At 61.7% G+C, this 26,505-nt stretch carries 30 protein-coding genes; 17 read left to right on the top strand and 13 right to left on the bottom strand.

Annotation, left to right across the window (positions count from 1 at the left end):
• Positions 1 to 113: 113 nt before the first annotated feature.
• Positions 114 to 1,154 carry a zinc-dependent alcohol dehydrogenase family protein gene (locus J2Z31_RS08300; RefSeq protein WP_209601433.1) on the bottom strand — a complete coding sequence of 347 codons (1,041 nt, stop codon included), beginning with the start codon at positions 1,152 to 1,154 and terminating at the stop codon, positions 114 to 116.
• 152 nt (positions 1,155 to 1,306) lie between these two features.
• Here J2Z31_RS08300 and J2Z31_RS08295 point away from each other — a divergent pair, with 152 nt between their 5' ends.
• A complete protein-coding gene (locus tag J2Z31_RS08295; protein ID WP_209601432.1) occupies positions 1,307 to 2,188 on the top strand; it encodes a branched-chain amino acid aminotransferase in 882 nt (293 codons plus the stop codon).
• A 132-nt stretch (positions 2,189 to 2,320) separates the two neighbouring features.
• Here J2Z31_RS08295 and J2Z31_RS08290 read toward each other — a convergent pair whose 3' ends face one another.
• Positions 2,321 to 2,731: a VOC family protein gene (locus J2Z31_RS08290; RefSeq protein ID WP_209601431.1), complete on the bottom strand. Its 411-nt coding sequence runs from the start codon at positions 2,729 to 2,731 to the stop codon at positions 2,321 to 2,323.
• Between the two features lie 235 nt (positions 2,732 to 2,966).
• Between J2Z31_RS08290 and J2Z31_RS08285 the strand changes: the two genes are divergently transcribed.
• Positions 2,967 to 3,569 carry a superoxide dismutase gene (locus J2Z31_RS08285; RefSeq protein WP_209601430.1) on the top strand — a complete coding sequence of 201 codons (603 nt, stop codon included), beginning with the start codon at positions 2,967 to 2,969 and terminating at the stop codon, positions 3,567 to 3,569.
• An 83-nt stretch (positions 3,570 to 3,652) separates the two neighbouring features.
• On the opposite strand, the gene J2Z31_RS08280 is transcribed toward J2Z31_RS08285, so the two are convergent.
• A complete protein-coding gene (locus J2Z31_RS08280; protein WP_209601429.1) occupies positions 3,653 to 4,351 on the bottom strand; it encodes a helix-turn-helix transcriptional regulator in 699 nt (232 codons plus the stop codon).
• A 130-nt stretch (positions 4,352 to 4,481) separates the two neighbouring features.
• Between J2Z31_RS08280 and J2Z31_RS08275 the strand changes: the two genes are divergently transcribed.
• The 3 genes from J2Z31_RS08275 to J2Z31_RS08265 all read left to right on the top strand — a co-directional run bounded on the left by J2Z31_RS08275 (position 4,482) and on the right by J2Z31_RS08265 (position 6,808).
• The gene (locus J2Z31_RS08275; protein WP_209601428.1) at positions 4,482 to 5,120 is read left to right on the top strand and encodes a LysE family translocator; all 639 of its coding nucleotides are present in this window, start codon (positions 4,482 to 4,484) and stop codon (positions 5,118 to 5,120) included.
• A 196-nt stretch (positions 5,121 to 5,316) separates the two neighbouring features.
• Positions 5,317 to 5,763, top strand: a complete 447-nt coding sequence (locus J2Z31_RS08270) for a c-type cytochrome (RefSeq protein ID WP_209601427.1) — start codon at positions 5,317 to 5,319, stop codon at positions 5,761 to 5,763.
• Positions 5,764 to 5,893: 130 nt separating this feature from the next.
• On the top strand, positions 5,894 to 6,808 hold the full coding sequence (locus J2Z31_RS08265) for a c-type cytochrome (RefSeq protein WP_209601426.1): 915 nt from the start codon (positions 5,894 to 5,896) through the stop codon (positions 6,806 to 6,808).
• 80 nt (positions 6,809 to 6,888) lie between these two features.
• On the opposite strand, the gene J2Z31_RS08260 is transcribed toward J2Z31_RS08265, so the two are convergent.
• From J2Z31_RS08260 to J2Z31_RS08250, 3 genes are all read right to left on the bottom strand, one after another.
• A complete protein-coding gene (locus tag J2Z31_RS08260; protein ID WP_209601425.1) occupies positions 6,889 to 7,458 on the bottom strand; it encodes a DJ-1/PfpI family protein in 570 nt (189 codons plus the stop codon).
• Between the two features lie 13 nt (positions 7,459 to 7,471).
• Positions 7,472 to 7,975, bottom strand: a complete 504-nt coding sequence (locus tag J2Z31_RS08255; RefSeq protein ID WP_209601424.1) for a GNAT family N-acetyltransferase — start codon at positions 7,973 to 7,975, stop codon at positions 7,472 to 7,474.
• Between the two features lie 196 nt (positions 7,976 to 8,171).
• Positions 8,172 to 8,585 carry a MerR family transcriptional regulator gene (locus J2Z31_RS08250; protein WP_209601423.1) on the bottom strand — a complete coding sequence of 138 codons (414 nt, stop codon included), beginning with the start codon at positions 8,583 to 8,585 and terminating at the stop codon, positions 8,172 to 8,174.
• A gap of 231 nt (positions 8,586 to 8,816) precedes the next feature.
• On the opposite strand from J2Z31_RS08250, the gene bla reads away from it, so the two are divergent.
• Positions 8,817 to 9,707 carry a class A beta-lactamase gene (bla, locus tag J2Z31_RS08245; protein WP_209601422.1) on the top strand — a complete coding sequence of 297 codons (891 nt, stop codon included), beginning with the start codon at positions 8,817 to 8,819 and terminating at the stop codon, positions 9,705 to 9,707.
• A 45-nt stretch (positions 9,708 to 9,752) separates the two neighbouring features.
• Here the strand turns inward: bla and J2Z31_RS08240 are convergent, their stop codons facing one another.
• Both J2Z31_RS08240 and J2Z31_RS08235 read right to left on the bottom strand, forming a co-directional pair.
• Positions 9,753 to 11,258 (bottom strand): protein adenylyltransferase SelO, encoded by a 1,506-nt coding sequence (locus J2Z31_RS08240; protein WP_209602273.1) that lies wholly within the window; start codon positions 11,256 to 11,258, stop codon positions 9,753 to 9,755.
• 140 nt (positions 11,259 to 11,398) lie between these two features.
• Positions 11,399 to 12,367, bottom strand: coding sequence for a homocysteine S-methyltransferase family protein (locus tag J2Z31_RS08235; RefSeq protein ID WP_209601421.1), 969 nt, complete (start codon positions 12,365 to 12,367; stop codon positions 11,399 to 11,401).
• A gap of 221 nt (positions 12,368 to 12,588) precedes the next feature.
• Here J2Z31_RS08235 and J2Z31_RS08230 point away from each other — a divergent pair, with 221 nt between their 5' ends.
• Positions 12,589 to 13,209, top strand: a complete 621-nt coding sequence (locus tag J2Z31_RS08230; protein WP_209602272.1) for a TetR/AcrR family transcriptional regulator — start codon at positions 12,589 to 12,591, stop codon at positions 13,207 to 13,209.
• A gap of 6 nt (positions 13,210 to 13,215) precedes the next feature.
• Here the strand turns inward: J2Z31_RS08230 and J2Z31_RS08225 are convergent, their stop codons facing one another.
• The 3 genes from J2Z31_RS08225 to J2Z31_RS08215 all read right to left on the bottom strand — a co-directional run bounded on the left by J2Z31_RS08225 (position 13,216) and on the right by J2Z31_RS08215 (position 16,966).
• Positions 13,216 to 13,743 carry a DUF1697 domain-containing protein gene (locus J2Z31_RS08225; RefSeq protein ID WP_209601420.1) on the bottom strand — a complete coding sequence of 176 codons (528 nt, stop codon included), beginning with the start codon at positions 13,741 to 13,743 and terminating at the stop codon, positions 13,216 to 13,218.
• 11 nt (positions 13,744 to 13,754) lie between these two features.
• On the bottom strand, positions 13,755 to 15,863 hold the full coding sequence (locus J2Z31_RS08220) for a S9 family peptidase (protein WP_209601419.1): 2,109 nt from the start codon (positions 15,861 to 15,863) through the stop codon (positions 13,755 to 13,757).
• 212 nt (positions 15,864 to 16,075) lie between these two features.
• Positions 16,076 to 16,966 carry a VOC family protein gene (locus J2Z31_RS08215; RefSeq protein ID WP_209601418.1) on the bottom strand — a complete coding sequence of 297 codons (891 nt, stop codon included), beginning with the start codon at positions 16,964 to 16,966 and terminating at the stop codon, positions 16,076 to 16,078.
• A gap of 344 nt (positions 16,967 to 17,310) precedes the next feature.
• Between J2Z31_RS08215 and J2Z31_RS08210 the strand changes: the two genes are divergently transcribed.
• The 3 genes from J2Z31_RS08210 to trhA all read left to right on the top strand — a co-directional run bounded on the left by J2Z31_RS08210 (position 17,311) and on the right by trhA (position 19,082).
• Positions 17,311 to 17,733, top strand: coding sequence for a universal stress protein (locus tag J2Z31_RS08210; RefSeq protein ID WP_209601417.1), 423 nt, complete (start codon positions 17,311 to 17,313; stop codon positions 17,731 to 17,733).
• Between the two features lie 59 nt (positions 17,734 to 17,792).
• Positions 17,793 to 18,137 carry a TraR/DksA family transcriptional regulator gene (locus tag J2Z31_RS08205; protein ID WP_209601416.1) on the top strand — a complete coding sequence of 115 codons (345 nt, stop codon included), beginning with the start codon at positions 17,793 to 17,795 and terminating at the stop codon, positions 18,135 to 18,137.
• 282 nt (positions 18,138 to 18,419) lie between these two features.
• A complete protein-coding gene (trhA, locus tag J2Z31_RS08200) occupies positions 18,420 to 19,082 on the top strand; it encodes a PAQR family membrane homeostasis protein TrhA (protein WP_209601415.1) in 663 nt (220 codons plus the stop codon).
• Positions 19,083 to 19,121: 39 nt separating this feature from the next.
• Here trhA and J2Z31_RS08195 read toward each other — a convergent pair whose 3' ends face one another.
• Complete coding sequence (locus J2Z31_RS08195) at positions 19,122 to 19,616, bottom strand: hypothetical protein (RefSeq protein ID WP_209601414.1); 495 nt, start codon at positions 19,614 to 19,616, stop codon at positions 19,122 to 19,124.
• A 149-nt stretch (positions 19,617 to 19,765) separates the two neighbouring features.
• On the bottom strand, positions 19,766 to 20,173 hold the full coding sequence (msrB, locus tag J2Z31_RS08190; RefSeq protein ID WP_209601413.1) for a peptide-methionine (R)-S-oxide reductase MsrB: 408 nt from the start codon (positions 20,171 to 20,173) through the stop codon (positions 19,766 to 19,768).
• Between the two features lie 292 nt (positions 20,174 to 20,465).
• On the opposite strand from msrB, the gene J2Z31_RS08185 reads away from it, so the two are divergent.
• From J2Z31_RS08185 to mnhG, 7 genes are read left to right on the top strand one after another with little or no spacing between them, the layout of a single operon-like run.
• Positions 20,466 to 22,844 (top strand): putative monovalent cation/H+ antiporter subunit A, encoded by a 2,379-nt coding sequence (locus J2Z31_RS08185; RefSeq protein ID WP_209601412.1) that lies wholly within the window; start codon positions 20,466 to 20,468, stop codon positions 22,842 to 22,844.
• Positions 22,841 to 23,260 (top strand): Na(+)/H(+) antiporter subunit B, encoded by a 420-nt coding sequence (locus J2Z31_RS08180; protein ID WP_209601411.1) that lies wholly within the window; start codon positions 22,841 to 22,843, stop codon positions 23,258 to 23,260. The genes J2Z31_RS08185 and J2Z31_RS08180 overlap by 4 nt, the downstream gene beginning before the upstream one ends.
• The gene (locus J2Z31_RS08175; RefSeq protein WP_209601410.1) at positions 23,260 to 23,637 is read left to right on the top strand and encodes a Na+/H+ antiporter subunit C; all 378 of its coding nucleotides are present in this window, start codon (positions 23,260 to 23,262) and stop codon (positions 23,635 to 23,637) included. The genes J2Z31_RS08180 and J2Z31_RS08175 overlap by 1 nt, the downstream gene beginning before the upstream one ends.
• A 7-nt stretch (positions 23,638 to 23,644) precedes the next feature.
• Positions 23,645 to 25,201 carry a Na+/H+ antiporter subunit D gene (locus J2Z31_RS08170; RefSeq protein ID WP_209601409.1) on the top strand — a complete coding sequence of 519 codons (1,557 nt, stop codon included), beginning with the start codon at positions 23,645 to 23,647 and terminating at the stop codon, positions 25,199 to 25,201.
• Positions 25,201 to 25,677 (top strand): Na+/H+ antiporter subunit E, encoded by a 477-nt coding sequence (locus J2Z31_RS08165; RefSeq protein ID WP_209601408.1) that lies wholly within the window; start codon positions 25,201 to 25,203, stop codon positions 25,675 to 25,677. Before J2Z31_RS08170 ends, J2Z31_RS08165 begins: the two co-directional genes overlap by 1 nt.
• Positions 25,674 to 26,051 (top strand): cation:proton antiporter, encoded by a 378-nt coding sequence (locus J2Z31_RS08160; protein WP_209601407.1) that lies wholly within the window; start codon positions 25,674 to 25,676, stop codon positions 26,049 to 26,051. Before J2Z31_RS08165 ends, J2Z31_RS08160 begins: the two co-directional genes overlap by 4 nt.
• On the top strand, positions 26,051 to 26,410 hold the full coding sequence (gene mnhG / locus J2Z31_RS08155) for a monovalent cation/H(+) antiporter subunit G (protein ID WP_209601406.1): 360 nt from the start codon (positions 26,051 to 26,053) through the stop codon (positions 26,408 to 26,410). Before J2Z31_RS08160 ends, mnhG begins: the two co-directional genes overlap by 1 nt.
• Positions 26,411 to 26,505: the final 95 nt, after the last annotated feature.

Raw genomic sequence — 26,505 nt, 5'->3', positions numbered from 1 at the left:
CCCGAGGACCAGCTCTCTCCGCACACGGGGAGGGGACTGGAGCGCGCCGCTTGCCCTTCGCCCCGCTCGCGGGGAGAAGGTGCCGGCAGGTGGATGAGGGGTCATTTTCCAGCTCAAAACCGCGTGATCACGCTGATGCCGAGGTCCGTCGCGCGGTCCATCGTCACCAGCGCCGGTACAGCCTCTTCCAGCGAAATCTCGCGGCCGATCAGTTGCCTTGGGTCGAGCTTGCCGGCCACGATCATCGCGAGCATCGCGTCGTAGCGCCAGGCCTGCATGCCGTGGCTGCCGTAGATTTCGAGCTCGTGGCCGATCACCTGCGCCATCGGGATCTGCGGCGTGGCGTGCTCCGCGAGCATCAAGCCGACCTGCACGTGACGGCCGCGCCGGCGGAGATTTTTGATCGAGTTGAAGCAGGTGACGGGCGAGCCGAGCGCATCGATCGAGACATGCGCGCCGCCTGCCGTGATCTCCCTGACGGCGCCGGCAACATCATCCGTCTCGCGCGCATCGATGGCGGCGACGGCGCCGAGTTTCTGGGCGAAGGCGAGCTTTTCGGGGGAAATGTCGACGGCGATCGGGTTGGCGCCGAGCGCGGCGGCGATCATGATTGCAGAGAGACCGACGCCGCCGCAGCCGTGCACCGCCACCCATTCGCCCCCCTGAACGCGGGCCTGGTCTGCGACGGCCCGAAAGGAGGTGGCGAAGCGGCAGCCGAGGCTGGCGGCGGTCGCAAAATCCATGCTCTCCGGCAGGTGCACGAGGTTCTGGTCGGCAAAGTCGATTGCCACATATTCGGCGAACGAGCCCCAATGCGTGAAGCCCGGCTGGAACTGCGCTTCGCAGACCTGTTGGTTGCCGGAGCGGCATTCGCCGCAACGGCCGCAGCCGGAAACGAAGGGCACGGTCACCCGGTCGCCGACCTTGTAGCGCATCACCCCGCGGCCGGTGGAGGCGATCGTTCCAGCCAGTTCGTGGCCCGGGACATGCGGCAGGCGGATGTCGGGGTCATGCCCCATCCAGCCGTGCCAGTCGCTGCGGCAGAGTCCGGTTGCTTCCACCTTGATGACGACGCCGTTCTCCGTCGGCGTCGGGTCGGGCAGCGTCCTCACCTCCGGCGTCTTTTCGAAGGCGTCGTAATACATCGCTCTCATCGGTCATCTCCCATGGAAGTCCGGCCAGATTGGCGTGGCTTATCACAGGGCTCCTAAAGGAAGCCCATGACTATTTTTGATATACCCATTCACCCCTATGCTGCTTTTTCCGGATAAAGCGGAACGAACGAAAGAGATGAGAGGAGAAGCCGATGGCCGTCGATACATCCCCGCGATCCACCACCTGGACCTATGTTGATGGCGAATGGCTTTCCGGCAATCCGCCGCTGATCGGCCCGACCTCCCATGCGATGTGGCTCGGCTCGACTGTGTTCGACGGCGCGCGTTGGTTCGACGGAATCGCGCCGGACCTCGACCTGCATTGCCAGCGCGTCAACCGTTCCGCCGAAGCGCTCGGGCTGATGCCGACCATGGCGGCCGAAGAAATCGAGGCGCTGACCTGGGAGGGCGTGAAAAAATTCGACGGCAAGACGGCGATCTATGTGAAACCTATGTATTGGGGCGAGCACGGCTCCTGGAGCGTGGTGGCAGTCGATCCGGAGTCGACCCGTTTCGCCCTCTGCCTTTTCGAAGCACCAATGGGCAATGCGCATGCGGGCTCGGCGGTGACCTTGTCGCCCTTCCGCCGCCCGACGCTCGAGTGCATGCCGACCGACGCCAAGGCCGGCTGTCTCTATCCCAACAATGCCCGTATCCTCCAGGAGGCGCGCTCACGCGGCTTCGACAATGCGCTGGTGCGCGATATGCTCGGCAATATCGCCGAGACCGGCTCGTCCAACGTCTTCATGGTCAGGGACGGCGTCGTCTTCACGCCGGCCGCGAACCGGACCTTCCTTGCCGGAATCACCCGCTCTCGCGTCATGGGTCTTCTGCGCGAAGCCGGCTTCGAGGTGGTCGAAACGACGCTGACGATGGCCGATTTCGCGGGGGCCGACGAGATCTTCACAACCGGCAACTATTCGAAGGTCGTGCCGGTGACCCGGCTCGAAGACCGCGATCTGCAGGCAGGGCCGATCACGGCCAAGTCGCGCGACCTCTACATGGACTGGGCGCATTCGAGCGGGGACGTGTAACGTTTAAAATCGGCCGGAATGGCGCGGCCCTTCATTCGGCCTGCCCGCTCTCCGCAGCAGCCGCGCTGCCGCTGCGGGGAGAGGGCTAGTCCCTCGGGTTAAACCCGAGAGAGGGGCAAGCATAACTTTTGCTCATTCCTCGATCGGCTTGACGAGCACGTCGGCGGAGGAGCGCGTCGTAGGCCCGTGATGGACCGCTTCGATATTGTTGCCGTCCGGGTCGAGCACAAAGGCGGCGTAGTAGCCCGGGTGGTAGGAACGCTCGCCGGGGCCGCCATTATCCGTCCCGCCGTTCGCGAGGCCGGCATGGTGGAATCGTCGCACGGCATCGCGGTCGACCGCCTGGAAAGCGAGATGGACGCGGCTCTGATAGTCGTCCGCCTTGTCGACGAATAATTCGTCGAAGGCGAAAAATGCATCGGTCTCATAGGTCGGCTGGTGGCCGAGCGCGCCGAGGACTGCGAGGTAGAAGCGCTTGCTGACGGCGAGATCCTGCACGCGTAGGTGCACATGGTCGATGAGACGTCCCTGGTGAAACTCCATGCTAGTCTCCTGCAGCTCCTGTGCGGCGGAGGCGACGCGGTTATGTAAACGATGCTGCAGCGTGAAAGTTGCGCATCGAGTTCTCCAATGACCGATTGTCTGCGTCCGCAAAGGAAGTATTTTTCGTGGCTTAGGGAAAATTTGGCACCGCCTCGGTTGCCTCCTGCCGAGCCGGTGCCTATGTTCCGCTCACAGATTTCCGTGACGAAATCCCATGCCAAGAGGAGATGCCACAATGGCTTTCGAATTGCCGAACCTTCCCTATGACTATGATGCGCTCGCGCCTTTCATGTCGCGCGAAACGCTCGAATATCATCACGACAAGCATCACCTCGCCTATGTGACGAACGGCAACAAGCTTGCCGAGGAGGCCGGTCTTTCCGACCTTTCCGTGGAAGAAATCGTCAAGAAGTCCTATGGCACCAACCAGCCGCTCTTCAACAATGCCGGCCAGCACTACAACCATATCCACTTCTGGAAGTGGATGAAGAAGGGCGGCGGCGGCACCAGCCTGCCGGGCAAGCTCGACGCGGCAATCAAGTCCGATCTCGGCGGCTACGACAAGTTCCGCGCCGATTTCATTGCAGCCGGCACCGCCCAGTTCGGCTCCGGCTGGGCCTGGCTCTCGGTCAAGAACGGCAAGCTCGAGATTTCGAAGACTCCGAACGGCGAAAACCCGCTGGTCCATGGCGCCTCGCCGATCCTCGGCGTCGATGTCTGGGAGCACTCCTACTACATCGACTACCGCAACGCCCGCCCGAAATACCTCGAGGCCTTCGTCGACAACCTGATCAACTGGGATTACGTCCTCGAAATGTATGAGGCGGCGACGAAGTAAGCGGCTTCAATGGTCGCAATGGAAATTCGGCCCGGCGCTTGCGCCGGGCCTTTCCAGACCATCGTCTCCGATAAACCCCGCACTCAAACGCCCGCCCTCACCGGCGCTTTCCACCCATCCATCCACAATTGCCGCAGCCTTTCGCCTTCGCCGAGAAAATACGCGCTGACCGATTCGCAATGCTCCACCCGATCGGCGCGGAAATTGCGGATGGCCTGGCGCAGTTCGCACCAGGCCACCATGACCGCATGTTCCGAGTAATAGATCAGTGCCAGCGGCCGCACTGTGCGCTCCGTTGCCCGGCCGAGTTCATCGCGATAGTCGAGTGCGAGCTTCTGTTCGTCTCGGATCGCGCGGCGAACCAGGGAGAGATCAATTCCCTCCGGCGCTGGAAAGCTGCTGCCCCAGGCATGCAGCGCTTGTGACTGGAAAGCCTGTCGCAGAGGCGCCGGCACCGCCCCGGTGATCTTCTCGTTCACCCGCTGCGCCGCCGCCCTCAGCTCGTGGTCGCCAGTGCGCGCGATGAGCGCGAGTGCGAGCACGATTGCCTCCGTCTCCTCGATGGAAAACATCAGCGGCGGCAGGTCGAAGCCCGGTCTCAGAATATAGCCGATGCCGCGCCCGCCCTCGATCGGCACCCGCATCGCCTGCAACGCCGCGACGTCGCGATAGATCGATCGCGGCGTGACCTCCAGCCGCTCGGCCATCTCTGCCGCCGTCGTCGGCTTCCGGGCAAGCCGAAGGATCTGGATGATCTCGAACAGCCGCGAGGCCTTACGCATCGGATTCCCCATCGTCGCGAATGCTCCTGACAGGACCCTGTCAGTTGGAGAGCGTTATAGCACGGGCCAACGGATTGAAAGAACTGCAATCCGCTCCATCGCCCATTGCAACCTTTAGCGAGATACTGACATGACTTACACGGAAAATCTTTGGCTGTTCTTCACCCTTCTCTTCGGCATCATTATCGTTCCGGGCATGGATATGGTCTTCGTTCTGGCCAATGCGATTACCGGCGGACGCGCCTCCGGACTGGCAGCGACCGCAGGCATCATGGCGGGAGGCGTGCTGCATACGGTCTATGCCGCGCTCGGTGTCAGCGCCGTCCTGCATCTGATCCCGGAACTCTTCAATGTCCTGCTCGCTGCCGGAGCCGCCTATATCGCCTGGATCGGCTTCTCGCTGATACGCAGCTCCATCACCATCGGCCGCGTCGAAGGTGGAATAGAGCGGTCGCGCTGGGCGAGTTTCAGGCAGGGGGCACTGACCAGCCTGATGAACCCCAAGGCCTACCTCTTTATGCTGGCGGTCTATCCGCAATTTCTGAAACCGCAATTCGGCCCCGTCTGGTCCCAGGCAGCCGTGATGATGGTGCTGATCGCGGCGACGCAGCTGGCCGTCTATGGCGGACTGGCGCTTGCCGCGGGGCGCGGGCGCGATCTGCTTGTCGGCAGCCCCAGCGTCACGGTCGCGATCGGCAAGGCCGCGGGGTTTGTCCTTGTGCTGATCGCCGCCCTGACTGTCTGGCAGGGTTGGAGCGGCGCCATGTGAGTCGCAGCGAGGAATAACATGACACTATTGTTCATGTTATTTCTTCTGTACGCGGCATGGGAGGTATTGCCGCTGAATTGTGCTGAAATGACAAGCACTTCAAGAAAATGTTACTTCCGTCAAAAGGCTAAAATGCCATCATGCCGGCGCCTTTAACACGGAAGCCGCACAAGCGGATTCATGACCGGAGATAATGATGAAGATAAGAGCTTTTGCGCTCGCGGCCGTCCTCGCGGGTTTGGGTGTGACCGCCGTCACCGCTGCGAACGAGCCTCAGGCGGTTCGCCAGCAGCTGATGAAGAAGGTTGGGCAGGCCGCCGGCGCACTCAGCGGGATAGCCAAGGGCGAAAAGCCGTATGATGCGGAAATCGTAAAGGCATCTCTGACCACGATCAGTGAAACAGTCAAAACCTTCCCGGATCATTTCCCCGCAGGTTCAGAAACCGGCATGGAGACCGAAGCCAGCCCGAAGATCTGGGAAAACATGGAGGACTTCAAGGCAAAGGCCGCCAAGCTCGGCAGCGATGCCGACAAGTTCCTCGCCGAACTGCCGGCAGACCAGGCCGGCGTCCGCGCAGCGCTTGGCGTTCTCGGCAAGGACTGTGGCAGCTGTCATGAGAGCTATCGCCTGGAGAACGATTGAAGACCGGTGCCTTCTACTTGAATGCGTCTGTTCGGCCGGCGCATTCCATTCTGCATTCTAGCACGCATGGAATGCGCGGGCGGATTTCCGCCCGCATCCGGCGCCAACTTCCGATTGCCCCGAGGAGATCATGAGGCGGCGCGCAAGTAGGTTTCTGACCGGTCTGCTCCTGCTGGTTCTCGTCGGCGCTGGCGCCCTATGGTGGCTGACGAAGCCGCGGCCCTGGGATGAGACGCATTGGCAGGGACTGGGTCAACCGGATATCGTCAATGGCAAGGTGCTCTTCTGGGCCGGTGGCTGCACCAGTTGCCATGCCGCTCCTGGGGCCGAGGACGATCGGAGGCTGGTGCTGTCTGGCGGGCGCATGCTGAAAAGCCCCTTCGGCACCTTCTATCCTCCGAACATCTCACCGGACGAAACGGCGGGCATTGGCGGGTGGACGCTGGCGGAGTTCGGCAACGCAATGACGCGCGGCGTCGGCAGAAACGGTGAGCACCTCTATCCATCCTTTCCCTACGGCTCCTATGGACGCATGACCGCCCGGGACATCAACGATCTCTGGGGCTTCCTGCAAACCTTGCCGAAGAGCGACAATGTCGCCCAGCCGCACGATCTGGCCTTCCCCTACGACAGCCGCACCTTACTCGGCGGCTGGAAGCTCCTGTACCTAAGAGATGAGCCCTGGGTTAAGCTCGATGGAGCTGATCCCAAACTAGCCCGCGGGCAATATCTCGTGGAAGGTCCCGGCCATTGCGGCGAGTGCCACACGCCGCGCAACGCACTTGGCGGCTTCGAGCCGGGCGCGTGGCTCGCCGGCGCACCGAACCCGGAAGGCGAGGGCCGCATTCCCAACATCACGCCCGCCTCGAAGAGCATAGGCAGTTGGAGCGAGTCCGACATCGCCTCCTACCTGGAAACCGGATTCACGCCCGATTTCGACACGGTCGGCGGCTCGATGGTCGAAGTGCAGAAGAACATGGCGAAGCTTCCCGCCTCCGATCGCGAGGCGATCGCCGCCTATCTCAAGGCCCTCCCGCCGCAATAGCGCGGCATGCGCTCGCATGCGTTCGCACTGCCGCTCTAACACTGTTGCGACGACAAAAAATTCTCTGATGGAGGCAGCACTCAGCGGAGTCGATGCTCCTCGGCATACATCTCGAGATAGGCATCGAGCGCCTCGGATCCGAGGCCGAGGGCGCGAAAGATTTCGGCCGCAAAGCTGACCGGCGCAGTGCCGCCGGCGGTCACCAACCGACCGCTGCGAACCGCTTGTGGCTGGTTACGGTAATGGCTCTGGCCATGATAGCCGGGCACCGCCGCAAGGCTTTCGGCCGAATTTCCGGTATGATCGGTCCGATCCAGGATCCCGCTAGCCGCAAGCGCCCGAGTGGCGCCGCAGATCGCCGCGACGACACGGTTCTGCATGTGGAACGCACGGATGGTATGCGACAGATCGGGTGCTGCGTCTGTTTCCCAGATCGTGCCGCCGCAAAGCACGAGGCCGTCGAACTCCGCCGGCGCGAGCGTCTTTGCCGGCAGATGCGGCGTAATGTGCAGACCGCCCATGGAGGTGACCACCGTGCCTCCGGGTGAGGCGACCAGGAGTTCGACGCCGAGTTCGGCGCGCGCCGTCGCCATCAACAGCGCGCATTCCCAATCGGCAAAGCCTTCCGTCAGCACGATCGCAAGCCGCATACCGTCCTCCATGTCAGCCGAGTTTTTGCATATAGCGCATTCCGGTCACCGGGCGAGGCACGAAGCGCTCCGATTCATAGAAACGATGGGCCTTAAGATTGCCAGTGGCGGCGCTGACCGTGAGGTAGTCACATCCGGCCATCTTCGCCTGCTCCCGCGCCCTGGCGACAAGGTGCCGGCCGATGCCGGTGCCGCGGTGGCCGGCGCGCACGAAAAGGTGATGCAGTTCCATGCCGCGCGCGCCCTCGGCCGCCCGGTATTGCGGAACCAGGATGGCGTAGCCGATCAACTGACCGCCGGCTTCGGCGACGAGGGCTGTGATCCAGGGCGTGCGGCCGAAGAGGTCGCGCTCGAGCTGTTCGTTTGTAATCGGGGCGGCGTCGCCGTGGTGGGTGGAAAGCTCGACGATCATCTCGCGCAGTTCGGCAAGATCTCGCGGCTTCGCGCAACGGATCGTCACCATGGGCGCCCTGGGCGAGGGCACGGGGCGAAGGTTGGGGATGGCGGTCTGCAGCATTCTCGGCTCCTTGTGGCTCTGCCGCCATCAGGTGCCGTGAAAAACAAAAGCCGCCTGATGGCGGCCTTGTTGAACATGATCAGCAGGCCGCTCCTATCGGAACAGCCAAAAATACGCGCGGCAAATGGGTGCGTTCTTGATCATGCCGGTAGATTCTCCATTTCCCGGTTTTTGTCAAACAGATTCGTTCCGGCGCTCAATGTTCGCCCTCGCACAAGGAGTGGTCGGCGAGCGCACGGAAGACGTAACAATCGCCGATCATATGATTGCCATGGCAGGCGACGATCCGCTCCAATTCGTGCTCCAACTTCCTCAGACGAGCGATCTTCTCCCGAACGCCGGCGAGATGCTCGCTCGCGATGCGGTCCGCTTCGCCGCATGGGCGCTCCGGCTGTTCGCTCAACTCCAGAAGATCGCGGATCGCGTCGATCGACAGGCCGAGGTCGCGCGCATGGCGAATGAAGGCGAGCCGCTTGAGTTCGCGCCTTTCGTAGCGCCTCTGGTTGCCTTCCGACCGCTCCGGCGCGGCAAGCAGCCCCATCTGCTCGTAGTACCGGATCGTCGGGATTTTGACGCCCGTCCGCCGGGAGAGTTCGCCGATCGAATACATATGCAATCCATGTCTACAGCTGTGGAGCACTATATGGGTGCCACTCGTACCCATCAAGGCTGGGCCATTTCTCCCCGTGCAATCTCTCGTAGCACACCGGTCGCCGCACTGATTGGGCACAAGACCGCCATATTCGGCTCGTAGCGAGACGTAGTCAATTCGGATTAATATTCGATATCAATAATTTAGTAGTCGGAAGCGGATGCACCGCCCGAACGGAGGAAAGAGACAATGCCTTTGCCTATCAGTCGTCGCAGCGTGTTGTTTGCAACCGCCACACTCTATCCGGCGTTCATTTTGCCGGCTCCTGCGCTGGCTTTCTCCCAAGCGGAGGATGACGTTACGAAGCAGCTCGAAGAGCTCGAAAAGCTCACCGGGGGACGCCTTGGCGTTTCCGTGCTCGACACCGAGACCAATATTTCCTTCGGTCATAGGCAGACCGAACGCTTCGCCATGTGCTCGACCTTCAAGGCGCTTGCGGCGGCCTATGCGCTGGCGCGCGTCGATCGGGGCGAGGAGGCGCTCGACCGGCGTCTTACTTTCGGCAGGGATATGTTGCTGCCCCATTCGCCGGTCACCGAGAAGCGTGTCGGCGGCAATGGCATGACCGTTGCCGAGCTCTGCGAGGCGGCGATCACCATCAGCGACAACGCCGCCGCCAACCTGCTGCTGGAAAGCTACGGCGGTCCGGCCGGGCTGACATCGTGGCTGCGGTCGATCGGAGACGAGACGACGCGTCTCGACCGCATGGAACCCGAGCTTAACGAAGCCGAGTTCGGCGACCCGCGCGATACGACGACGCCTGCAGCGATGCTGGAAACGCTCGGTAAGCTGGCCTTCGGTTCGGTGCTGTCGGGAACTTCGCGCCAGCAGCTTGTCGGCTGGATGATCGCGAACAAGACCGGCGATGCGCGGCTGCGGGCGGGTGTACCGAAGGACTGGCGGATCGGCGACAAGACCGGGACAAGCATGACCGGCGCCGTCTCGGATATCGGCTTCGCTTTGCCGGAAGTGCGTGGACCCATCCTCATTGCCGCTTATACCGGTGAAGCGAAAGCGCCGCTCGAGGTGTTGAACCCGATCTTTTCCGAGATCGGCAGGATCGTCGCCGATATGGTCTGAATGCAGGGTGTAAAGGCGCGCCGAGGCTATGACGCCGCGACCCAGTCAGGTGCCGCAGAAGGTCTGCAGCACTTCTTCTCCCGGCTTCGGCGGTTCCGCAAAGAAGGCATGTTGCGGCTGGTCCTCGTAAGGCTTCGCCGTGACGGCGAGGAGAGCCTCGAAGAGCGAGAAGTCGGCACCCTGGATCGCCGCCTCGATCGCCTGTTCCACCCGGTGATTACGCGGAATGAAGGCCGGATTGACGGCCCGCATGGCGGCGGCACGCTCGCCTGGCGATTGCGTTTCGCGTTCGAGCCGGCGGCGCCAGTCCTTAAGCCAGGGCGAAAGCTCGCCCGATCCTTCGAAGAGAGTGGCAAGGCGCGCGTCCGCCCGCTCGTCCTCTGCCGAATCCGCGAGGCGCCGGAAAGTGAGGGTGAAATCCGCATTGCCCTTGTGCATCAGCGTCAACAGGGACTGGACAAGGTCGAGGTCCCCGTCTTCCGCCGTCGCAAGCCCGATCTTGCGGCGCATGCCTTCGAGCCAGTGGCTCTGGAAGATCGGTCCGTAATCTGTCAGCACCTCGTTTGCGAGATTGACCGCCGTATCCGCGGCCGCGTCAAAGAGCGTCACGAGCGTTTCGGCGAGCCGGGCAAGATTCCATTGCCCGATGGCGGGCTGGTTGGCATAGGCGTAGCGGCCGAACTGGTCGATCGAGCTGAACACCTTCTTGGGATCATAGGCATCCATGAAGGCGCAGGGGCCGAAGTCGATCGTCTCGCCGGAGATCGTCATATTGTCCGTGTTCATCACGCCATGGATGAAGCCGACATGCAGCCAGCGCGCGATCAGTTCCGCCTGGCGCGCCGCTACCGCCTTGAAGAGGGCGAAATAGGGCCGCTCGTCATCCTTGAGCTCGGGGTAGTGGCGGTCGATCACATAATCCGCAAGCGTCCGGACCGACTCGATGTCGCCGCGGGCCGCGAAGAACTGGAAGGTGCCGACGCGGATGTGGCTCGCAGCGACGCGGGTGAACACGGCCCCGGGCAAGATCTCCTCGCGATAGACCGGCTGGCCGGTAACCGACGCGGCGAGTGCCCGCGTGGTCGGAATGCCGAGCGCATGCATTGCCTCGCTGACAATGTATTCGCGCAGGACGGGCCCGAGCGCTGCACGCCCGTCGCCACGGCGGGAGTAGGGCGTCTGACCGGATCCCTTGAGCTGGATATCGCGGCGCTTCCCGTTGCAATCGGTCACCTCGCCGAGGAGGATCGCGCGGCCGTCGCCGAGCTGGGGGACGAATGTACCGAACTGGTGGCCGGCATAGGCCATCGCGATGGGCTCCGCGCCCGCGGGCACCTTGTTGCCGGAGAAGATCGCCGCGCCCTCGCGTTCGAGCGCTTCGACATCGAGTCCGAGTTCCTCGGCAAGCGACCGATTGAGCTTGATGAGCCATGGCTCCGCCACCGGCGTCGGCTCGACACGCGCATAGAAGTTGGCGGGCAGCCGCGCATAGCTGTTGTCGAAGGGGAAGGGGCCGGTCTCAGAGGCTTTGCTCGGCGGAACTCTATCCATCATTCTCCAGCGGCTGTGATGAGGATGCTCCGGCCGCCCTTTCCCGGCGAGTCTACACGAGCCGTCCGCTTTTCGCGAGGGGCGAGGCCTCATGGGCTCCCTCCCGCCGGTTTCGCGGGAGGGACTGAAAACTGCATGAATCAGGCGCTGAGGGCAGCCGGCGGCAGACATGCCTCGCAGATGGCCGCGATATGGCGGTGATCCGTACCGCAGCAGCCGCCGAGGATGCGCAGATGCGGCATACGCGCTGTCAAGCCGCGATAGCGTTCGGCGAGATCATGCGTATCGCCCATGTCCAACGTCTCGCTCTCATCGAGCTCGGCATGGCTCTTGGTAGAGGCATTGGCGCGGATGCCGCCGATGCGTTGCACCCAGGGCTGACGCTGGTCGAGGCTTCTTTCGAAATGACTCGGATGCGCGCAATTGACCATGTAGTAATGCGGGTAGCCGCCGGTTGCCGCGTCCACGGTCTCGATCGCTTCCTCGATCGAGCGGCCGGTCACGAGCCTGCCGTCTGTCTCGACCGTAAAGGAGATGGCGCAAGGCATTCCATTGTTCTTCGCCGCGCGGGCAACGCCGATCGCCTCATCGATATTGGTCAGCGTATAAGCGGCCACCATGTCTGCTTCGCTCGCGGCAAAGGCTGAAACTTGCGCCGCGTGATAGTCTTCCGCTTCGTCGACCGTCATCCGGCCGGCCTTGTAGCCGTCTCCGCGCGGCCCGATCGCCCCACTGATGACGATCGGCGCCTGCGGCCGTTCGTATTCGCCACGTAGATCCGTCAGCAGGTAGACTGCGTCCTTGTTGATCTGAGCCAAGGCTTCTGTGTCATAGCCTAGCTTTTCGCCCCAATCGGCATTGGCCCGCCATGTCGCCGTGTCGAGCACGAAACCGGTGGAGTGGCGCCGGGCGATGTCCAGGTAGCGCGTGTAGTAGCCGAGCAACCGCCGCCGACCCTCCGACGAGGACAAAAGGACGAAGGATGCGAAATGCGGGAGTTCCAATCCCTCATGGAAGATCAGCGTCGTTTCCATTCCCCCGTCGCTGAGGAACATTCCTCCCCGCAGGAGCGGCAGATCATGTCTATATTTGGCAACTTCATGTTCCATCTGTTTCCCTCCTCATGCAGCACTCATGCTCTGGTGCCGGGGCCGGAAGGCATTTCTGCCTTTTTGCCATCTGCTAAACTAGCCGGCTTGCGGTATACTATTGCCCGAAAACCCGCATACCGCTGTAACATCAGGAACTTGCCGTAAGAGACGGGCGACGGGGGATCCGCTCGCCTCTGATTTCTCAAATGAAAACTGTACTGGCGGTACAGGAGCGCACCATGCGAAAGGGCGAGGAAACGCGGACAAGGATCCTCGACGCGGCCGAGGTCGCGGTGCTCGCCAAGGGCTTCGGGGCCACCTCCATCGATGAGCTGATCGTCGAAATCGGCATCACGAAGAGTGGATTCTTCTATCATTTTCGCGACAAGAACGAGCTCGCGAAGGCGCTGCTCGAGCGCTACATCGAGAATGACGAAAAGATCTACGACGAGATCTTTGGGCGAGGACGCGAGCTCGCGGACGACCCTCTACAGGCTTTCCTTTTAGGCCTCAAGTTGCTTTCGGAGTTGCTGGCCGATCTGCCGAACGGCCATCCCGGTTGCCTTGTCGCTACAATGTGCACCCAGGAGCGCGCCTTCGATCGGGAGATCCGGGAATTGAACCGCCAGGCGGCGCTGATGTGGCGCCGCCGTTTCGGAGCCATGTTCAGGGACATCATGCAGGCCTATCGGCCCCGCGAGCCTCTGGATGCCGACCAGCTCGCCGATATGGTGTCAACCGTCCTCGAAGGCGGGATCGTTCTCTCGAAAGCGCTCAAGGAGCCGAAGAGCCTTCCCGATCAGCTGCTCGTCTTTCGCAGCTTCGTGAGGCTGCTGTTCCAACCGGCAGCGCCGGCGTGATGCTGTTCAGGAGTCGCCGTCCTCCAAAGCCGCAGCCATGTCTGCGAGCTTTCGAACAGTGTTGAGGTTACGCGCCGTGCCTGGCTTCAGCGCCGGCAGCTTGAGCTTCGAACGGCCGGACCCGTTCGGGTAGTGGATATAGATTTCTCGGCCGTGGATATGCACCTCTTCTCCGTCCGGCGCGACCAGCTTGTCGAGCGCGCCCGCGGCAGGCGGCTCCGGCAAGAAGGTGACGAGCAGGAAGTTGGGCTTGGCGTCTGCAAATGGTGCCTCCGCCAAAACCGTCTCGAGCTCGCGCCGGCTGCGCATGATGACGCCCGGCGCCTTGCCCATCCTTGCTGCGAGCGCCTCCTCAAGAGGCCGCCGCACCTCGTCTTCCGCGAGATTGGAGCGGAAGAGGACGTTGCCGCTCTGGATGTAGGTCTGCACGTCGGCAAAGCCGAGGCCTTCGCAGATCGTCTTCAACTCTGCCATGGGCAGAGTACCGGTGCCGCCAACATTGACCGCCCTTAACAGTGCGACATAGACCGGCACGGCGCTTCCTCCTACACCCTGCCGGCGACCTTGATGGCGAAAGCATATTCAAAGGCGATCTCCTCCAGCCGCTGGAAGCGCCCCGAAGCGCCGCCATGGCCTGCCTCCATGTTGGTCTTCAACAGGATCGGTTCGCTGCCCGTGGTCTTCTCGCGAAGTTTCGCCACCCATTTGGCCGGCTCCCAATAGGTGACGCGCGGATCGGTGAGGCCGCCGATTGCCAGAATGGCCGGATAGGACTTGGCGGCTACGTTGTCATATGGCGAGTAGCTGGCGATGATGTTGTAGAATTCCGCGCTTTCGATCGGATTGCCCCATTCGGGCCATTCCGGCGGAGTGAGCGGCAGGGTGTCGTCGAGCATGGTGCTCAGCACATCGACGAAGGGCACGGCGGCAATGATGCCGCCGAACTTCTCCGGCGCCATGTTGGCTACCGCGCCCATGAGCATGCCGCCGGCCGAGCCGCCTTCGGCCACGATCTTCGCGTAAGAGGTGAACCTCTCCTGATTCAAATAGTCAGCAGCGGCGATGAAGTCCCTGAAGGTATTGGGCTTCCTCGCCATTTTCCCATCTTCGTACCACTGGAAGCCCTTGTCCTTGCCGCCGCGGATATGGGCGATGGCATAGACGAAGCCGCGGTCGACGAGCGACAGGCAATTGGTGTTGAAGCTCGCCGGAATGGTAATGCCATAGGCGCCGTAGCCGTAGAGCAGACAGGGCGCAGAGCCGTCGAGCTGGGTGTCCTTGCGATAAAGAAGAGTGACCGGAACCGCTGCGCCATCTGGAGCCGGCGCGAAGACGCGACGGGTCACGTAGTCCTCCGGCTTGTGGCCTGATGGCACCTCCTGGGTCTTCAGCAGCTTCCGCTCCCGTGTCGCCATGTTGTAGTCGAAGAGTTGCGACGGCGTCGTCATCGAGGAATAGGAGAAGCGAATGACGTCGGTATGGTATTCGGCAGCCCCCGAAAGCCCGAGCGAATAGGCTTCCTCGGCAAAGGCGATCGCGTGTTCCTCGCCGGTCTTGCGGTCGCGGACGACGATTTCCGGCAGGCCATCGCGCCGCTGCAGCCATACGAGATGCCGGGCATAGGCCATGTGGCTGAGGATCAGGATGCCCGGCCGGTGGGGCACCACCTCGCGCCAGTGTTCCTTCTGCGGCGCTTCCACCGGCGCCTCCACGATCTTGAAATCCTTGGCGCCATCGGCGTTGGTCAGGATGTAGAAGACGTCGCCGCCCTCGGTCATCGAATATTCGAGGCCGGTGACGCGCTCGGCGACGAGACTGGGCTCGGCGGTCAGATCCTCGGTCGAGAGGATCCGGTATTCGCTGGTTTGGTGATCGTGAATATCGATATAGATAAAGTCATCGATGAGCGACCCTCCGACCGACATGAAGAAGCCGGGATCCTTTTCCTCGTAGGCGAGACGATCTTTCGACTGCGGCGTGCCGATGACGTGATGATAAATCTTCGACGGTCGATGGTTTTCATCGAGAACGGTATAGAAGAAGCTCCTGCCGTCCGGCGCCCAGGCGCCGCCGCCCCCGGTGTTCTCGACGACGTCAACAAGATCCTCGCCGGTTTCGAGATCGCGGACCCTCAGTGTGAAATACTCGGACCCCTTGTCGTCGTAACCCCAGATAGCCCGGGCATGATCCCTCGAATGGTTGAGGCCGGCGATCCGGAAATAGGCTTTTCCCTCGGCCTCCTTGTCCCCGTCGAGCAGCACCTGGCGGATTGTTTCGTCATTGACCCCACCCTCGCGCGGTATCCGGAAGTAACGCGGATGCTCGCCGCCCTTCACGTAGAATGTGCCATAAGCGAAGGCGCCGTCCTTCATCGGAACGGAGGAATCGTCCTCCTTGATGCGGCCGCGCATTTCGGCGAACAGCGTTTTCTGCAAATCCTTCGTGTCCGCCATCGCAGCATTCATGTAGGCGTTTTCCGCTTCGAGATGCTTGCGGATCTCCGCGTCGAGGATCGACGGTTCCTTGAACATCGCTTGCCAATTGTCGGCTCTGAGCCACGCATACTCGTCGGTCCGGCTGATGCCGTGACGCGTATCCGTGACCGGATTTTTCGGAGCGACGGGCGCAGCGGGCAGATTCTTGAAAGCGGACAAAGGATTCTCCGGGGTCTGTAAGGCGGGAGATCATGAGATAGAGAGCGCTTGCACCGCGATCAAGCTGAAAGGGTGAACTCTGAGCCGGTCCGCCCTCCGCCAACGAAAGTGTGTGCGGTTTTCCGCCTGCATCCCGCGCGGACCTTGCCTGCCATCACCCTGCCACCCGATTGCTAGCGACGGAAATGGATAAAATTGGCGGTCGCAACAGGCTAAAAAGCAAGCGTAAGGCCGATACCCCACGGGTCGGAAAGCCTATGAAACGCGCCGTCGCGGCGTATCGGCATCTCGAGCTCCTCGAGCCTGGCGATGGCCGCCGCCAACCTCTCCGCCTCCCTGAAACGGAGCGTGTAGTCGACCAGGCCGGTCATGCCGTCCCGGCGCTTGTCGGCACCGCGTGAGTTCCAGATATTGGCTGCGACATGATGGTGGTATTTGCCCGTGGCGAAGAAGCTCGCCCCTGGATAGCGTGCCATCAGATCGAGCCCGAGCGCGTCGCGAAAGAAACCGTCGGCCTGGGGGATGTCGGAGACCTGGAGATGGATGTGGCCGATCGTGCTGCCGTCGGCGAGGCCGCTCCAGCCAGTTTGCGGGGCTTCGGCATAAAGCGCCTGGAGGTCGAGTGGCAGCGTGTTCATCTGCACCGTGCCATCCGCGTGGTAGTTCCATTCCGAGCGAGGTCGGTCGCGATAGATCTCGATACCGTTTCCCTCCGGGTCGGCGAGATAGATCGCTTCGCTGACGAGATGGTCGGATGCGCCCTGCAGGCGGACGCTGTTGTTTGCGGCGTGCGCCAGCCAGCGGCCGAGTTCTTGGCGATCGGGAACCAGATAGGCGACATGGAAGAGGCCGGGCGCGTTAGCTGGTGCCCGTGCCGCGTTCCGATTCGTTGTCAGGGTCAGCAGCGGTGTTCCATTGACGCCGAGCGTTTCCCCGCTTGCGCTCGTTTCGATCGGAGCAAGTCCGACGATGCGCTGATACCAGGCCGAAACCATCGGCAGGTCGTTAACCAACAGATGCGCTTTTTCGACAAAGGCCGGCATCGATGTGGTGTGATCGGCTGCAAGATCTGTCGTCGAATGCGAGGCTATCGGTTCTTTCATCTTCTTACCTTTCTCGCCCGCACGGGCATCAGGACCCGCTCGCGTGTCACTTGAACTCTAACCCAATATGAGCACGTGATCACGTTGGAGAAAGCCGTTATATTACTTGATGTTGTGTTCGACCAACGTTGACAGTCGCGACCGTTGCCCTACCTCCTAAGACGGGCGATGCAACGGCGAGGGTGGTGGCTGATTGATTTCGATCAATGCCGGAATTGCTGCCGCCGCTGAAGTTTCGACTCATGCGGGATGAGGGCAGCAGATCGGGACGCCCTGCCCACGTGAGGAATTCGCCTGTGTTTCCCAGCCGGCGACCGGGAGTGTAACGAAGGAGCGTATCTGGCATGTACAAGAAGATTCTCGTCCCGATCGCCATGGATCAGCTCGAGCACGGCGAATCCGTGCTCAACATTGCCGAGAAACTCATCGACGAGGGAGGCGAAATCGTCCTTCTCAACGTGATCGAGGACCTCAACGCCTATGCCCAGGGTTACATGATCGTCGATTTTCCGCTGGAGATGATCGAGGAATCGCGCAGGCATGCGACCAAGACGCTGGAGGCGCTCAAGACCAAGCATGGCATCAACGGGCGCGTCGAAATCCGCACCGGGGGCGCGGCCGGCACGATCAACGCCCTCGCCAACGAAGAGAACGCGGACCTTGTGATCATAGCGTCGCATCGTCCGGGGTTGATCGATTATTTCATTGGTTCGACCGCCAGTCGCGTGGTCAGCCATTGCCCCTGCGCAGTTCTCGTCGACCGATAGCATGACAACAACAAGAAATGTGGTGCGGTTCTGACACCGCCGCGCCTAGGGAGCCTCTAATGGACAAGTACGCGCTTGAAGATTTTCGCGAACAGCTTCTACGCCGCAAACGCGAACTTTATGGTCGGCTGATGAAGATCGAGGAAGATCTCGAGCAGCCGATGAATGCCGACGTGCCGGACCGCGTCACCGAGCGGGAAAGCGACGAAGTGCTTGAGGGGCTCGGTCTTGCCGGGCAGAGCGAGATACGCGCGATCGATGCTGCGCTCGACCGTATCGCAGCAGGGACGTTCGGCATCTGCGTTCGCTGCGGCGATCCGATTTCCCAGGAAAGATTGCAAGCGGTTCCCCATGCGCCCCTCTGTCAGGTTTGTGCAGCGGAGGTGGCCTCGCGCACCCGCTAAAAATACCGTTCATCAGTCCGATCGCCTCGTGGCCTCCCATCAAGCCGGAGCCAGGTGAGGGCTGCGGACGAGAGCTGTGCGATCGCCCGCATTGAGCGAATATTGTAATTCGTCGCGAAAATTGATTCGCTTCACCCCAGCGGAAGCTTTGCCGGGTAAAGGCTTTGTGGCAGGATAACCTGGAGGATGGGCGCCGTCTTTTCTGGTGAGCGGTCGCCCGAGACAGGTGCGCAGCGGCGTAGGTGCCGATAGCGGCTGCGATGCGGGATGTGGAGGAGCCCCGTGGATATCAGCGGCGTCAAATGGGACTATGACCGGTCTGAACTCATTGCGGATGGCATTGTCCACGGTATCGGCCTTTCCGCCGCACTCATCGGCGTCACCGCATTGATCTTCTATGCAACGGTGTGGAGCACGTCGGGCCAACTCGCCGCTGCTTGCGTCTATGGCATCGGACTGGTTCTCGCCCTCTCCATCTCCTTCCTCTACAATCTCTATCCGATCTGCCGCACGAAGCTATACCTCCGCCGCATAGACCATTCTGCGATATTCATGCTGATCGCCGCGACTTATACCCCTTTTCTGCAGCGCGGGTGGGACGATCCTTTCCTCTTTACGATGCTGATCGGTATCTGGGCGGTTGCTCTTGCCGGCATCGCCGTGAAGTGTCTGCTCCCAGGGCGCTTCGACCGGCTGACGATCCTGCTCTATCTGGCCATGGGCTGGGGCGGAATTCTTGCCGCCCGCTCGCTGTTCACCGCCTTGAACACGACGACGCTGGTCCTCATCGTCATCGGCGGCGTCATCTATTCGGTCGGCATCATTTTCCATGTTTGGGAGCGGCTGCGCTACCAGAATGCCATCTGGCACGGCTTTGTCGTTGCGGGCTCAGCCGTGCACTATTCGGCCGTCATCACCTGCATCAGCGGTGCGGCGTCGTCCTGATCCGCAGCGCCGAACCCACCTCTGCGCACCCCGAACGCCTCAGTCCGGCGGCTGGCAACCTTCTGCCGGACTGAGCGCTGCTGCCATGCGCGAGATCACGCCATCGAAACTCGTCAGCTTCGACGTGCGATATTGCAGTCGGAAATAGGCGACACTGCCGTCGCAGAGCGCGATTGCCCGCGCATAGAAGACCTCTCGGTCGCGCGCCCCCGAGAAGCTCGCCCAATCGGGCGAGACGCGTGAGAAGATTATTCTCCAGCCGTCCGCTTTCTCGTAAGCGATCCGCTCGGTAACGTCGGTTTCAAAATCACCGCCCTCAGGATGGGTGCCGAATACGATCAGGGTTGCGCCATTGTCGTTGGAATGAAAGCGCGCGCCCTCGCCGTTCTCGGCTTGCGCGCGCATCTCGAAACCCGGAGGAATGTCGACCGTATAGCCAAAACGGGAATCGGCATAGGGATGCCAGTCGTCTTCGGCGGCAGCGGGGAGGGCAAGCGCCGATAGAAGGGCAAGGCCAAGGAGTGGGCGGCGCATGGAAATCGTCCTTTCGGCTCCGATCTGCCGATTTTTCTATAGTCTCGCGCCTTTCGCCGGGCGCGCAACATGGATCATCTCGCCACCTATCCATTAGCCCGACATGAAATCTCCCCCCGTTCCCGTCGGAACACGGCGGAGGCTCTTCCTCAATCCTCTTCGAACGTCATGGCAGTGCCGTTCAGGCAATAGCGCAGGCCGGTCGGCGGCGGTCCATCGGGAAAGACATGACCGAGATGGGCATCGCAATCGGCGCAGCGGATTTCCGTTCTTACCATGAAATGCGAACGGTCGACATATTCGGCGATCGCGTGCTCGTCGATCGGAGCAAAATAACTCGGCCAGCCGCAGCCGGAATCGAACTTCGTATCCGACCGGAAGAGCGGCCGGCCGCAACAGACACATTTGTAGGTCCCGATTTTCTTGTTATCCAGGAATGGACCGGTGAAGGGACGCTCCGTGCCGTGCTCGCGCGTGACGCGGTATTGCTCGGGCGTCAGGAGCGCCCGCCATTCCTCGTCGGTTTTCTTGACGTTCCCCGGGCCGGGCTGGACCATCGTCAAACTCCTTGTCGATTGCGGCGTTAATATAGGATGAGGTTCGCGCGTCGACAAACGGGAGCAATTCGAAGGATGCGGCACCTGCCGAGTTGCGGCCCGAACGGGAAGCTCGTGCACATTGCCTGCTGCATGGAGGGTCCAATGTGCGTCGGAGGTCGCACATTGCGATGATGTAATCCTGACATAACTCCGATCTTGGCCGATTTGCTCTTGAGGCGAACCGGGGCTTCTTCTATGTCCGGAATTCGACTTGTCTGGTCGATCAGTCAGCGGAGGAGCGTCGCAAGCGATGGACATCGCGGTCCTGACATTTCTGGCCCTTGGTCTCCCCTTCGTCGTGGCGCTCGTCGCACCGGCCTTGACGCGGTTGCTCGGCCACAACGCCGCTTGGATCCTTGCGCTTGTTCCGGCGGCGGTCTTCGCCCATTTCCTCCGCTTCGTCCCGGAGGTGTCAAACGGCGAGATCGTGACCGGCGGCTATGTTTGGATACCCTCCTTCAATGTCAGCTTCTCCTGGCTTATCGACGGTCTGTCGCTGACTTTCGTGTTGCTGATTTCCGGCATCGGCGCGCTGATCGTGCTCTATTCCGGCGGCTATCTAAAGGGACACCCGCATCAGGGGCGCTTTTTCTCTTTCATTTTGATGTTCATGGGGTCGATGCAGGGCCTCGTCGCTTCCGACAGTTTCCTGATGCTTTTCGTGTTCTGGGAATTGACGTCGATCACCTCTTTCCTGCTGATAGGCTTCGATCACGGCCGCGAGGCGGCGCGACGCGCCGCGCTGCAGGCGCTGGTCGTTACGGGAGGCGGCGGCCTGCTGCTGCTCGCGGGGCTGCTCATCCTCTGGAATGTCAGCGGCATCACCCAGTTCTCGCTCCTCCTCTCCTTCGGTTCGGAGCTCAAGCAAAGCCCCTTCTACCTTGCGGTGCTTCTCCTAGTGCTCGGCGGTGCGTTTACCAAGTCGGCGCAGTTTCCGTTTCACTTCTGGCTGCCGAATGCGATGGAGGCACCAACGCCGGTGTCCGCCTATCTGCATTCGGCAACGATGGTGAAGGCCGGTGTCTATCTGTTGATGCGCCTAAATCCGGTTCTAGGCGGAACGCCGGAATGGCAGATCCTTCTGCCGCTCTTCGGTGTTACAACGCTTGTCGCCGGCGCTGCTCTTGCCGTGCGCCAGACGGACTTGAAGTTGATGCTGGCCTACACGACCATGTCGTCGCTCGGCCTCCTGGTCATGCTGACGGGTCTCGGGGAACCCTATGCAATCGAAGCCGCGGCGCTCTACCTCGTGGCACATGCGCTGTTCAAGGGCGCATTGTTCATGGTGGCTGGCATCATCGACCACGAGACCGGATCGCGCAATCTGACCGAGCTCGGTGGTTTACGCTCCGCCATGCCGCTTACCTTCGCGATTGCGCTTGGCGCGGCACTATCCATGGGCGGTCTGCCGCCCTTCTTCGGCTTTCTTGCGAAGGAGGAGATTTACGCGGCGCTGTCCGCTGCTGACCTTCGCTCGATTGTCTTTGCGGCACTTGCCATTCTCGGCAATGCGCTGATGTTCGCCGTCGCCTTCGCGATCGCGCTGAACCCGTTCCTGGGGCCGAAGGCGAGCACGCCGCTGCATCCGCATGAGGCGCCGGTGCAGCTTTGGCTCGGGCCCGCGGTCCTGGCCTTGAAGGGGCTTTCGCTCGCGCTGATGTCTGGTCTCGCGCATCGGCTGATCTCTTCGCCCATGGCGTCGGCGATAGCTGGCGAGCCGCGGTCGGTGGAGATTTCGCTCGTCCCGCATATCGGCGCGCCGCTCCTGCTTTCAGTCGTTACCGTTGCCGCCGGGGTCGGCTTTTACCTTTCCCTCGCACGACTGCGCGGGGCGATGGCGACAATCCTGGCCGATTTCGGCTGGGGGCCGGACCGGGGCTTCGATCAATTCATGCGTGCCCTGGTGCGTTCCGCCGTCGCTGTCACCCGGCGGTTTCAAAGCGGCCGACTCGACGTCTACATGACCGTGACCTTCATACTGGTCGCAGTCGTTCTTCTGGCCATTCCGTTTCGCTATGGCGAATTCCCGCGCGCGCCTTTCTTTGCGGCGGACGTTCCCCTGCATGAACTTGCGATCATGATCATTGCCGTCGCCGGGCTCGCCGCTATCATGGTCGCACCGGATCGGCTGACCGCGATCGTTTCGCTCGGCGTCCAGGGCTTCGCCGTCGCGATGATATTCCTGCTCTACGGCGCGCCGGATCTCTCCTTCACCCAATTCATGATCGAGACCCTCTCGGTCGTCGTGCTCGCCTTGGTCATGACCCGGCTCCGGTTGTCGCCATCCGACCACCGACCGCTGCGCCAGAAGTTGCCGGACCTGGCAATCGCGCTCGCCTGTGGTCTCGGCTTCTGCCTGCTTTTGCTGCGCGCTACGGGCGTACCCTTCAACGCGAGCCTGACCGAATTCTTCAATCAGTATTCGAAGTCGATCGCGCATGGGGCGAACGTCGTCAATGTCATCATCGTCGATTTCCGCGGTACCGATACGCTCGGCGAAATCACCGTCGTGATGATTGCCGGGCTTGCGATTCTCGCGCTCGTGCGATTGAGAGCGGGGGCGCTCAAGCGCGCGGCGGCCGGCGCCGAGAAGGTGGTCGATGAACAGGATGTGGAGGAGCGGGTATGAAGTCAGTAATCTTCCGCACGGTCGCTCCGTTCCTTTCCAGCCTGATGATGCTCTTTTCCATCTTCGTGCTGCTGCGCGGCCATAACGAGCCGGGCGGCGGATTCATCGGAGGGCTGATCGCCGTCTCCGCGCTCGCGATCTACGGCATCGCCAATGGTGTCGAGACGGTCCGGCGAGCCATCCTCTTTCATCCGATGGCAATCGCCGGTGCAGGCCTTCTTGCGGCCACGGTCGCTGGCCTGATCTCGCTTGCCGCCGGTGTGCCGTTCATGACCGGGCTTTGGATTTATCCGTCCGCTCTCGGCGTTGAGATCCCGCTTTCGACGGTGATGCTCTTCGACACGGGCGTTTATCTGGTCGTCGTCGGCGCCATCAGCTCGGTGGCGCTGTCGCTCGAAGAACGTGGAGGGGAGTGATGGAGGCCTGGTTCGCCTTGCTCGTCGGCATCTTCTTCACCGTTGCCGTGTATCTCATGCTTTCGAAGTTCATCATCCGGATGCTGCTGGGCGTTGCGGTCCTCGGAAACGCTGTCAATCTGCTGATATTCACCGGTGGCCGTTTGATGCGTGAGGTGCCGCCCGTAATCGTCGGCGACACCGAAGCCCTCGTCGGACCTGCCGCCAATCCTCTGCCGCAGGCGCTGATCCTGACGGCGATCGTCATTTCCTTTTCCTTCTTCGCCTTTCTTCTCGTTCTTTCTTGGCGTGCCTACGAAGATCTCGAGACCGACAATACCGATGAGATGCGCGTAGCGGAGCCGAAGGATGAGCCGGCACCGCCGCTAGGATATTGACCGCGACATGGCTGCTTCGACCTCTCCCCCCGTTGATTTTTCCGCCGCGCTGGTAATGGCCCCAACGGCGCCGGCCGAGTGGCTGGTGATCCTGCCAGTAGCCTGGTGCCTGGCGATTGGAGCGCTTCTCGTGATGTTGCGCCGCCCGATCGGCCTCCATCCGACGATCGCGGTCGCCGGTCTTGTGGGACTTGTGGTAATTGACGGGCTGCTGCTCCACCAGATCGTCAGGCACGGGCCGATGACCATGATGATGGGGCGTTGGCTGCCTCCCTTCGGCATCGCTTTCACGGCCGACTTGATGGGCGCCCTGTTTGCCCTGGTTGCCGCCATTGTCGCGCTTGCCGCCGGCATTTTTTCGATCGCCGATATTAACGACAGCGGCCGGCGATACGGGTTCTACCCCTTGCTGATGGTGCTGATGGCCGGCGTATCCGGGGCGTTCCTGACCGGCGACATCTTCAATCTCTATGTCTGGTTCGAGGTGTTGCTGATCTCGTCTTTTGGCCTTCTGGTCCTCGGCTCTGAACGCGAGCAGATCGACGCATCTGTGAAATACGGTTTCCTCAATCTCGTCGCCACTACGTTGTTCCTGATCGCAACCGGCTATCTCTACGCCGTCTTCGGCACGCTCAACATGGCTGACATCGCGCGCAAGGCGGAGGAGCTGCGCAGCATTGCTCCGCTGATGACGCTGGCGGGACTGTATATGCTGGCCTTCGCCATGAAGGCAGCGGCCTTCCCGGTGAATTTTTGGCTGCCCGCTTCCTACCACACGCCGCGCGTCGTCGTGTCGGCGCTCTTTGCCGGGCTGCTTACCAAGGTCGGCATCTACGCGCTGATCCGCGTCATGGTGATGCTCTTCCCCGTCGAGCGGGAGGAACTGAGCTTCGTTCTGGCGATTGCAGGGGCCTTGACGATGTTTGTCGGTGTCTTCGGCGCGCTGGCGCAGACGGACTTCCGTCGCCTGCTCGGCTTCCTCATCATCTCGGGTATCGGCTCGGTTTTCGCTGGCGTTGCGGTTGGCGGACCAGGCGGCATCGGCGGCGCCATCTTCTATTCGCTGCATTCGATGCTGGTCATGACCGGGCTTTATTTTGCTTCGGGGATCGCTATGCGTCTCGGCGGAAGCGCCTCGATCGTCACGCTCTCCGGCCTCTACCGCCGGAACGTCGGATTTGCTGCATTGACCTTGATGCTCTGCTTTGCTGTCTCGGGACTACCGCCGTTCTCGGGATTCTGGCCCAAGGTCATGCTCGTGAAGGCGGCGCTCGATATCGGCGCGTGGTGGCTCGCTGCAGCCCTGCTCATTGCCGGCTTTCTCACCACGATCGCCACGGGTCGTCTCTTCCTGCTCGCCTATTGGCGTGACGGAACCACGCCAGCCGTAAACGTGGCGGCGCTGCCCGCAACCACGATGGCTCCGCTTGCCGCGCTCACTCTGGTGGCATTGCTGATCGGCCTTTATCCCGAGCCGCTTCTCTCGGCGGTGCAAAGTGCGGCGGCCGGCCTTGCCGACCCTTCCGCTTACGAGAAGTCGGTCTTTCCCGGAGGAAGGCCGTGATGAAGTTCCTGGCAATCAATATCATCCTGACCGTAATCTGGGGCGCCATCAGCGCCAGTTTCACGCCGGCCAACCTCATGCTCGGATTCGCTGTCGGGGCACTGTCGCTATGGCTGATCAGGCGCGAGCTGCAGCCCGTGACCTATCCGCTACGACCGTTGCGGCTGGCGCTCCTCATCGCTCTTTTCTTCAAGGAGCTCGCCGTTTCCGCCACCAAGGTCGCTATCCTCGTGATGCGCGAGAGGATGGCGCTCAAGCCGGGCATCTTCGCCTATCCGCTGACGGTGAGAAGCGATTTCGAGATCACGCTGCTAGCCAATCTCATCACGCTGACGCCCGGCACGCTTTCGGTCGATGTTTCCCCGGATCGCAAGACGCTCTACGTCCACGCGCTCGACTGCGCTGATCCGGGCGCGTTGCGGCAAGACATAGCGCGCGGCTTCGAGCGGCGCATCCGGGAGGCTTTCGAACGATGATCTCCGATACGGTTCTGACGGCTGCGATCAGCCTCTCCCTGGCCCTGCTTTCCTTTGCCCTGCTGGCGACGGTCATACGCATTGTGCGAGGCCCGACGCTGCCGGATCGCGTGCTCGGGCTCGACATGCTGGTGGCGATCGCAATCGGCTTCATCGCGGTAATCGCCATCAAGACCGGGTTCGGCCTCTATATCGATATCGCGATCGCTCTGGGACTTGTCGGCTTCCTGGCAACCATTGCCTTTGCCCGCTTCGTTCTGATGCGCGGCCTTGCCCCCGAGCGCGCAGCCAAGGCAGTGGCGGATACAAGCAACTTAGCCAAACGGAGCAAGACTGGGCGCCCGAGCCACCGCAAACGCAAGGGAGTGCGCTGATGGCCGCACAGATCGAAACCGTGGTCACGCTTGTCGTCGCGCTCGTAATGGTGGTGGGGGCATCCTTCTCCCTGCTGGCGGCGATTGGCCTCGTTCGCTTTCCCGACCTCTATACGCGCATGCATGCGGCCTCGAAGGCCGGAACCATCGGATCCGGACTGCTGCTCTTCGCTGCCGGCTTGCACTCGCTCGATCCGGCGATCTTCGTTCGCGCGCTCGCAGCCTTCGTCTTCTTCGTACTCACGGCGCCGATTTCGGCCCATCTTCTGGCGAAAGCTGCGCATCAGGCAGGTTACAGGATGTCGAAGCTGTCGGTGATAGATCAGCTGCCACAAAAGGAAGAGGCTGGGCGACGTTGAGAGGCGCCTTTTCTGTTTCTTTATTTCCGAACAATTCGCGGCGTGCAGACAGTTTTAGTGGTTTGGAATAGAATTGCTGCTGTCTGCTCCAAATT

Origin of the sequence: Sinorhizobium kostiense (genome assembly GCF_017874595.1) — a bacterium.
Classification (GTDB): Bacteria; Pseudomonadota; Alphaproteobacteria; order Rhizobiales; family Rhizobiaceae; genus Sinorhizobium; species Sinorhizobium kostiense.
Note: the sequence above shows the minus strand (reverse complement) of the source record. Positions and strands in the feature narration are given on the sequence as shown.